At 65.0% G+C, this 5,152-nt stretch carries 3 protein-coding genes; all 3 read right to left on the reverse strand.

The window, feature by feature from the left end; all coding sequences use genetic code 11:
* Nucleotides 1-117: 117 nt before the first annotated feature.
* The 3 genes from ABEA33_RS27505 to ABEA33_RS16730 are packed head-to-tail and all read right to left on the reverse strand — an operon-like array spanning nt 118 to nt 4,654.
* Entirely contained in the window at nt 118-273 is a 156-nt protein-coding gene (locus ABEA33_RS27505) for a 5'-nucleotidase (protein WP_425577442.1), read from the reverse strand.
* A 30-nt stretch (nt 274-303) separates the two neighbouring features.
* Entirely contained in the window at nt 304-4,218 is a 3,915-nt protein-coding gene (locus tag ABEA33_RS16725; RefSeq protein WP_345528006.1) for a CHAT domain-containing protein, read from the reverse strand.
* 34 nt (nt 4,219-4,252) lie between these two features.
* A complete protein-coding gene (locus ABEA33_RS16730; protein WP_345528007.1) occupies nt 4,253-4,654 on the reverse strand; it encodes a hypothetical protein in 402 nt (133 codons plus the stop codon).
* Nucleotides 4,655-5,152: the final 498 nt, after the last annotated feature.

Here is a 5,152-nt window from a genome sequence, read left to right on the forward strand (position 1 = left end):
CCTCTACCGGCTCCTCGAAAGTGGGGCCCCAACTGCTTGACGAACCATAGGAGCGTCGCGTCGTCGCCGCTGGCCGCGATCAGCGCAGGCGGCTTGACCAACGAGGGCGCTGAACCCTTAATCGAGGCCGCGGCCGTTGTCAGGCACCCGCTCCTCAGTTGTTTCATGGAGTGCACCAAACGGCACGTGAACCGAGAGCGCTGAGGTGGAAGTTGAGGCGAGGTGACCCTGTTGATCGTCGAAATAGATCTGCGGTCGCAGCACGCTGGTCACCGCTCCCGGGCTGCCGCTCGCCGCAGCGGGTTAGAGGCCGAGCTCGTGCGGCGAGATGTCACGGCCGAAATAGGCCAGCGGTGCCCAGTCCGCCGGGTCGGCGAATGGGACTGCACCGTCAGGAAACGCTGCAATGGACTTCGTCAATCTTCGTCGGAGGTCTTCGGTCATGCCGACCGCCGACGCGAGGCCCTCGATCCAAGGACGCAGCTCGCCCGCCGTGACCCCGCGAAGCCACCTCCGGGACCGACTGAGCGCCTGACTGCACTCAAGACCGTCGACCGAGACGAGCTGCGCGAACTTCGCGAGTGCGATGAGTGCAACGCTGTCGCGTAGCGGCCAAAACGACGCTACGACGCCGGTGAAGCCCAGGGAGAGAAGCGCTGCGTGCACGCCGATGGACTCGTCCGGTAGCGAGGTGGCGATCTGTCCAGAGGAACACGCGTTAAGGACGGCGAGTTTGCGTGGTCGCCGAGGGTAGGCAGCGAGCTCTCCAGCGGAGAGGATGCCGTCGTCGAGAACAAGTCCGGATCCAAGGTCGCGAGCGTGTAGAGCATGTCCTGACATGAAGCACAACGCAGCGTCGGTGAGAGCGCTCCCGACCTCATGCATTTTCAATGGTACGAATTGCGCTCGATCCCTCAGCAGGTAGTGATTCAAGACGAGTTCGTCGCCCTCTACATAGCTGAGGTCCAAGCCGGAGCTGATGGCTGCGAACGCTCCGCGCGCGGGCGGCGTGCCGGCGTCGTCGGGGCGTCGCATGGACGTCGAGTACCGGAGGTTGTAGTGCTCGTCGAGCCACCCCGACTCGCTGTCGCCCGCGGCGTGCAACGGAAGTATCCCGACTCGTCCAACGGCGACGACGGTGAGGGTGTCCACCTCGCGATGGAGATCGTCGAACGCCTGGAGGATGGGTCGTGCGAACACGGAGTGCAGGCTTCGCGCTAGGGCCTGGATGCTGGTTCGGCGTTCGAGAAGGGCCTCGACGCTCGCGCTGACGAATCGGTCCGTCAGACCAGGCAGAGCCACACGCGCCGAGGTTCGGTCCTCGAACAGCAGGAGGGCCATGCCCTCTTGCTCGCCTGCCATGACGTAGGCCGCGCATTCGCCTGGATCAAGGCGAGAGGCGAGTTCCACCGAGGACGGTGCCATCGCGAACGACGGTGCTCCGTTCCGGCGGATGGTTTCGATCGCCGCGACGAGTGCATCGCCCGCCTGCACCGCCGCCGCCTCCGTGCCGATGCCGATGCCGATGCCCTCTTGGACTCGGGTGTAGGAAGCGGCCGCCTGTTGGTACTGAAGAGTCACGGCTTCGGAGAGTCCTTGAGGCGCAGGCGGTGCTGCGAACGACGTCATGAGGGTTCCTCGCGAAGCCTCGATGGTGGTGATCGCGTCATCTATATGCCCGCTCTCGCCAAGCCGTAGCGGAGCGTGGGCGAGGAGCTTGTGACCTTGTTTCACGGCCCACAGCCGCCGGGACGGGTGGGCGAAGGTGTACCTCACCGTGTGCCACACGTCGTCGACGACTCTGCGTAGTTCTGCCACCGCGTCTGGACCCGTCCAGGTCTCGGCCGCCGAGGCACCGATCGCAGGTGCAAGGGCGTGTCCGTAATTGTAGATCGCCTGAAGGTAGGTCGTGCTGCCGCGGTGGGTGACTGCTAGGGCCTCTCGATGCGTCGCGAGGGCTTGGGCATATTCAGTCGAGTCGGGTCGATCCTCGTAGACATCCGAGGTGACCGTGGCGAGATTCGTCAAATGATTGGCACGGTCTGGACTCCCGACCGGTGCGGCGTCCACGGCCTGCTGCTGCAGTCGAATCGCTTCGTGAGCGGCCTGGTCGGGTGCGTTCGCCAGCCTCCAACTCTCGAAGAGGGCCCCGGATAAGTTGGTGAAATAGATGGGGCGAGAGGGGTCGTCGGGTGAGCTCATCGCGATCGCGTCTCGCCCGAGAGCGACCGCTTCGGTCAATGCCTCGGCAGGCAACTCGCGCCAGTTGACCGCTGCGGTGATCTTGCCCGCCAGGTTTCCGCGAAACGCCGCTTGTTGCGCGCTGCCGGAGGGCCCGACCATGACTGCCAGCCTTCCGAGAGCGACGGTCTCCTCAACTGCTTCGGGACCTAGGACTCCGGCGACGAGACCCTCGTAGAGTAGCCCGGATAGCGTGTCGGCCACGAACGCGATCGTCTCTGATCGCCCGTCGGCACCTGCACTGCCCGTCTCGAACGGCGGCGGTCCCTGCCCGGGGCGCCAGTCGCCCACGAGGGACTCGAGGTGACGCCGGAACTCGTCCAGGAGGTCAGTAAGAGTCTGCAGGTCGGCTCCCCTCATCATCGAGATGTGGGTCGACCTCGCATAGCTCAAGAGCAGATCAACGTAGTCCGAGTCGTCGGTGTCGATCTCGCGGAGGAGCCGACGGTAGATGCCGTTGGCTTCGCTCGGTCCCTCCGGTCCGATCTCCCCGTACTCGGCAGCTTCGACAAGCGCGACGGCGAGTTGGTGGCGGTACTCGATCCCGCGGCCACGAGATCTCAACAGAACGAGCGCCTTCCTGAAGTGAGCGATCGCGACGGACCATCGATCATGCGGTAGTGCGCCCATGCGGATCGCGGAGGCCAACCACAGGGCATGATTGAAGCTCGCCGCCGGATCGTCTCGTGTGTAGTCGGAGGAGACGAACTCTCGCATCGCGGGCTCGGCTCGGCCGACGTCCTCCACGTCGGCGTGGCCCGCTCGCGCAGCCTCCATGAGCCGGAACCCTCTCATCGCCGATGCTCTGAGTCGGCTCGGAGGGTCTGTCGTCCGGCGTAGGGCCTCGTCAGACAGTCGCAGCGCTTCGACGAGGTTCTCGGGCGGCAGTTCGCGCCACCCGACGGCGGCAGCAAGCGCATCGCCCAGGTCGTTCGCGATCTCCGCTCGAAGCTCGTCGGCGGTGTGAACGCGCCATGCCTGTCTGAAGAGGGATATCGCTCGATGCACTTCCTCGTGCGGCAGGTAGCCCTCTCTGATTGCCTCCATTCGGAGTCGGGCGGCGACCAGAGCGCTGGTGGCCGTGTCGACATCGAGCTCGTGCGCTCGGTCGGCGGCGTTCAGGCCGGGTTTGACGAGCCAGGATGCGCCGCGGTCTTGGGCTTGCTCGAGACACTCCAGGGCTGTGCCCAGGCAGAACTCGCCTCGCAGCGATCGTGGTTCGACTTTCCCCAGAACTGCGGCCCGCGCGAGTGTCACAGCCTCCAACTCGCTTCGAACTGACTCCACGTCGCGCGAAGCGACTGCGAGTGCGAGGCCGGCTCGATCCTCGAACCGGGCTACCACTGCGGCATTGAACGGGCCCACTTCAGCCGCCACGACGAGCACTCGGGCAGCACGGACCGCGACGGGTTCGGACAGCGCCTCGGCGAGAGCTGCCCATCGAGCCTGCGAGGAATCGGGGGAGATCTCCATCAATTCCCCGATGAGGTCGAATTCGACGTCGAAGAGTGCGGAGGCTGCTTGGATCGCCAGGCGCCCGAAGCGGTGAAACTGTCTTCGGCTCGCGCTCTGCGACGACGTCATCACCACGTCGATCAGTGTCGGTAGGAGCCAGTGCGCGCCGGTGCGCTCGATCTGCGTCCAAGCCGCCTCCAGGTCGGTCAAGAGACGCCGCTGCGCGCGCCTGGTCGAGGCGGTCGGCTCTAGCAACTCGGTCAGGAGCTGCAACTCGGGCTCGGCGAGGACAGGTCCGACCTCGCGGACACGTTCGAGTAGTCGAGCCAGCTCGGACTCGCCGCTTCGCTCCAAGTAGGCGATGACCTGATCGTCGGCGAGATCGGGGCGCTCTCGGATCTGCATCCATCGATCCGACCAGTCGCTCTCGCTCAACAGTCGTAGGCGCGCAAGAAGCGACTCGGGCATCGGGTGCAAGTCAGCGTCGTTGAAGGAGTCGACGATCTCGCGGTAGTCGTCCATCCTGATGAGAATTCGGGGGTCGGCCGGGTCTGGCCTACGGGGACGGGGGGCTGTCTGGCGAATCGCCGCCTGTCGAACCGCTATCCGCTGGGTCGTCGGGGGTGACGTCGCGGCAGATTCTGGCGAGGGCGTACTTGGCGAGGATCGCTCCAGCGGTGAAGCCGGCTGGACCACTAAGAAGCTCGCTGATGAGGTCAGCGATCGCACCTGCCTCTTCGGCCTTGTCCGTGATCGCACTGAGACGAGAATTGCCGCAAAGGTCGCTGCGTAGCTTGTCACGGTTGCGCTCGAACCAGTCGGATGCCCGGGCGCGTGCGTCGTCGAATCCACCGTCGCGCAGCGTCCCGTCCCCGCCGATGAGCTGGTCGCCCAGCCTGGCAAGAAGAGCGTCCTCGCTCTCGGTGATCAGGCTGGAGAGACTCGGGTCGTTTGGCATGTGCCGATTGAAGCAGCCTGTCGGGAGGTTGAGGCGGTTCTGAGGAAAGTTTCAGAGACGGTCGAAATCTTCGGCTTTGGGATCGTGTTGGGATGCAGGCACCTTGGACTACACAGGGCGCACCCAACCTGCGGAACACTACGGCTCACTGTCTCGCCGCTTGCGCCTACCACTCGATGTACGCCTGGCGGCTCTGTCTTCGTCTCGTGCTCATGACGCTGATCAACTCGCGCCAGACCGAGCCGAGTGGATAGGGGGCGCAGTCAGGTCAAAGCGGTCCTTAAGAAGCTGGACGTCAGCTCCCAATTCGCTGCGGTCGCTGTGGCCCGACAGGCCGGCTGGAGTGCACGGTAGTTCCGCTCGCTAGTTGAGACCACCTCGCGAAGCCTCCTGCTGGCCCACGGGCAACTCGCCTGTACGCCGGCGGCAGCGCCGATATGCGGCTACTAGACACTTCCCTGCAGGATCGGTGTCTGGCCAGACTCGGTCCAGGTGTCC

Source organism: Nocardioides endophyticus (genome assembly GCF_039543845.1).
Lineage (GTDB): Bacteria > Actinomycetota > Actinomycetes > Propionibacteriales > Nocardioidaceae > Nocardioides > Nocardioides endophyticus.